Origin of the sequence: Rhodococcus sp. EPR-147 (assembly GCF_001647185.1) — a bacterium.
Taxonomy (GTDB): domain Bacteria; phylum Actinomycetota; class Actinomycetes; order Mycobacteriales; family Mycobacteriaceae; genus Rhodococcoides.
Genome location: NZ_LVCU01000539.1, coordinates 1 through 2396, shown reverse-complemented (window position 1 = coordinate 2396; position 2396 = coordinate 1). Strand labels below are relative to the sequence as shown.

3 protein-coding genes are annotated in these 2396 nt (G+C 64.4%); 1 reads left to right on the top strand and 2 read right to left on the bottom strand.

The window, feature by feature from the left end; genetic code table 11:
• Positions 1-771, top strand: a 771-nt coding sequence (locus A2J02_RS23845) for a GGDEF domain-containing protein (RefSeq protein WP_156516361.1), incomplete at its 5' end; no start/stop codon positions are given.
• Positions 772-783: 12 nt separating this feature from the next.
• Here the strand turns inward: A2J02_RS23845 and A2J02_RS23840 are convergent.
• On the bottom strand, positions 784-1587 hold the full coding sequence (locus A2J02_RS23840) for a hypothetical protein (protein ID WP_231894017.1): 804 nt from the start codon (positions 1585-1587) through the stop codon (positions 784-786).
• Positions 1588-2017: 430 nt separating this feature from the next.
• A partial coding sequence (locus A2J02_RS28450) for a DICT sensory domain-containing protein (protein ID WP_331712159.1) occupies positions 2018-2396 on the bottom strand: 379 nt, incomplete at its 5' end.

The following is a 2396-nucleotide window of genomic DNA, read 5'->3' as shown; positions in this document are numbered from 1 at the left end:
TCGGTGGTGATGGCCACGGCACTGTCGGTGATCAGTGTGGGATCTTCAGGGTGGGCGGTGACTGCGGTCGCTATCGGTGCCGCCGTGACCACGGTGCTGGTGCCGGTCGCGCTCATCGGTGGCCTGCGCCGAACACTGTCGGTGGTCAACCGGAAACTGCAACAACTGGCCGACACGGATCCGCTGACCGGTCTGGTCAATCGACGCGGACTGCTGTCGAACGCCGGGATCCTGGTGCACGAGGCCTGCGAGCGAGGGAAACCGTTGTCTGCGCTCGTAGTCGACGTCGACTACTTCAAGGCCGTCAACGACACGGCCGGTCACACAGCCGGCGACCGAACGCTCGCCGCGGTTGCCGCCACCCTGGCGAATGCGGTGCACGCGGTGGTCGGCGCATCGGATGCGGTGGTTGCCCGGACCGGCGGCGAAGAGTTCCTGATCCTCGCCACACACCGAGAGGATCACGAGCTCACGCGGCGGATACTCGACCGAGTCCGGTCCGACTGCACGGTGACCGTGAGTATCGGAACGGTGACTGTGGACGTGCGACCGGCCGCGTCCGATGACGGTGCGTCACCCGCGACAAGCCTCGCTTCGACCGAATCGGGCGGTCTCGATCAAGTACTCGATGCAGTCGTCCGCGCCGCTGATGCCGCGCTATACCGAGCCAAGACCGACGGCCGAGACCGCGCCTGCCACGCGGGGACCTTGACGATCAGCTGGCAGGGCACCCTACAGGGTCGGCAACACGAAAATGGTCGACGCCAGTGATGTAGCGAGCCGCTACGCCACGAACAGGACCTGCCGATCGTCCCCGCACAGTGCGCGGACCTCGTCGACCATCGAGCGCCACACCTCGGGCTGCGCGGCCTGCGCGAGGGTAGTTCGGTCCCACCACATCATGACGGTCCGGTACTGCTCACTCGGATACGCGGCAGCGGGGATGCCGTGGTCGATCCGCCCACCGGAACTCTCCCACAAACGCAGGACGTGATCGGCCGCGCTGGCGAACAGGTACCGGCTGCCGGTCAATTCGAGCGTCGGCAACGCTGTTCGAGCCAGGACATTCGACACCGTCCGCCCTGCGGCCCCCGCATCGACCCACGCGCTTTTCATTTCCACGATTCCGTGGGGAAGTCGAGACCGAAGCAGGTCGGTAACCGGTGCCAGTCCGGGCGAGTCCTTCCACTCGGTGAGGACATGGGATTGCTCGACCATCGCGTACGGCCCCTGGGCTCGAACGCCGCCGAGCATCTCTCCTGCCTCATCGCACACCACGTAGAACAGTGCTGTCGTTGCGCCGGAAGCCACTTCTTCCATGTCGAGAGCCGCGGTGACACCGTGGCGTGAATACGACTCCCACGCTCCTTCGACGTAGCGGGACCACAGTTCCGGGGAGCCCGACGGCGTCGCGGCTGTCAATGTCAGGGCTCCGTCCGCGCAGGGCGTCGACCGGTGGACGGAGTCCAGGCCTCGCCCCCGGACGAGGCTCGTCCTGTCCGTCGGCACACTGCAAACCGAGCGGGGACGGTCTACGTATTCGATGGTGCGTGCCGAGGGCACGTCGGGGAGGAGGGGGGTAGTCATGGGCGCACTCCTGGCTGATCCCTCGACGCCCTTCTGGGGCAAAATCGAGGGCATGGTTGATTCCTGAACAATCGTCAAACCTATTGTGTCCAGAAAACAACCCTACGGACCAGCGAAATAGCCTAAAACGTACTGCAGACCTGTTATTTGTCGTCACTCTGTGACATATCACTGGGCGAGTCCGACAGAAGGTCTGCGGTCACTGTGGATAGTCACATATCCAGGTCATGATGTCCGAGGCGGTCAGCGGCACGCTCTCCATCAGGAGAGTGATCCGTGTGAGCATCTGAATCGAACGAGCTGTGTCGATCGCGAGTCCAGCTGACCCACGGCTGCGTCCCTGAAATCTGCATAGGTGCGCATTGTTCGCTGGAACCGAGGATGCTGTCCGGCGGCCGTGGGACCCCGCATGCTGGCCGATGTGTGCTGTTCAGTGCGGGTAGCGCCGCAGAATCGCTCGGGCGGCTTGGGTGACGGTGGCTCGGTCGAAGGTCTGCACGAAGTCGAAAGTGCGGTCGAGGTCAGGGCCGTTGTCGTGGCGGTCACGTGCGGACAGAAGTGCCGCGTGGTGTGGACCGAGGGTGATGACGGTCCATTCCTGGACGAGTGGGTCGCCCGGGTCGAGTGGGGCATGTCGAACGTTGCCGTCGACGAGGGCGGGTAGGCCCACGCCGTAGACCCCGGCGAAACCAATGGTTTCTGCGAGATGATGCCATCGAGCGGAGGTGGTGGGTGTGAAGTGTTGTGCGCGTTGGAAAGTGCCGAGTGCGATCATCGATGATCCGGACGCTGCGGCGTGCGCTTCGAGG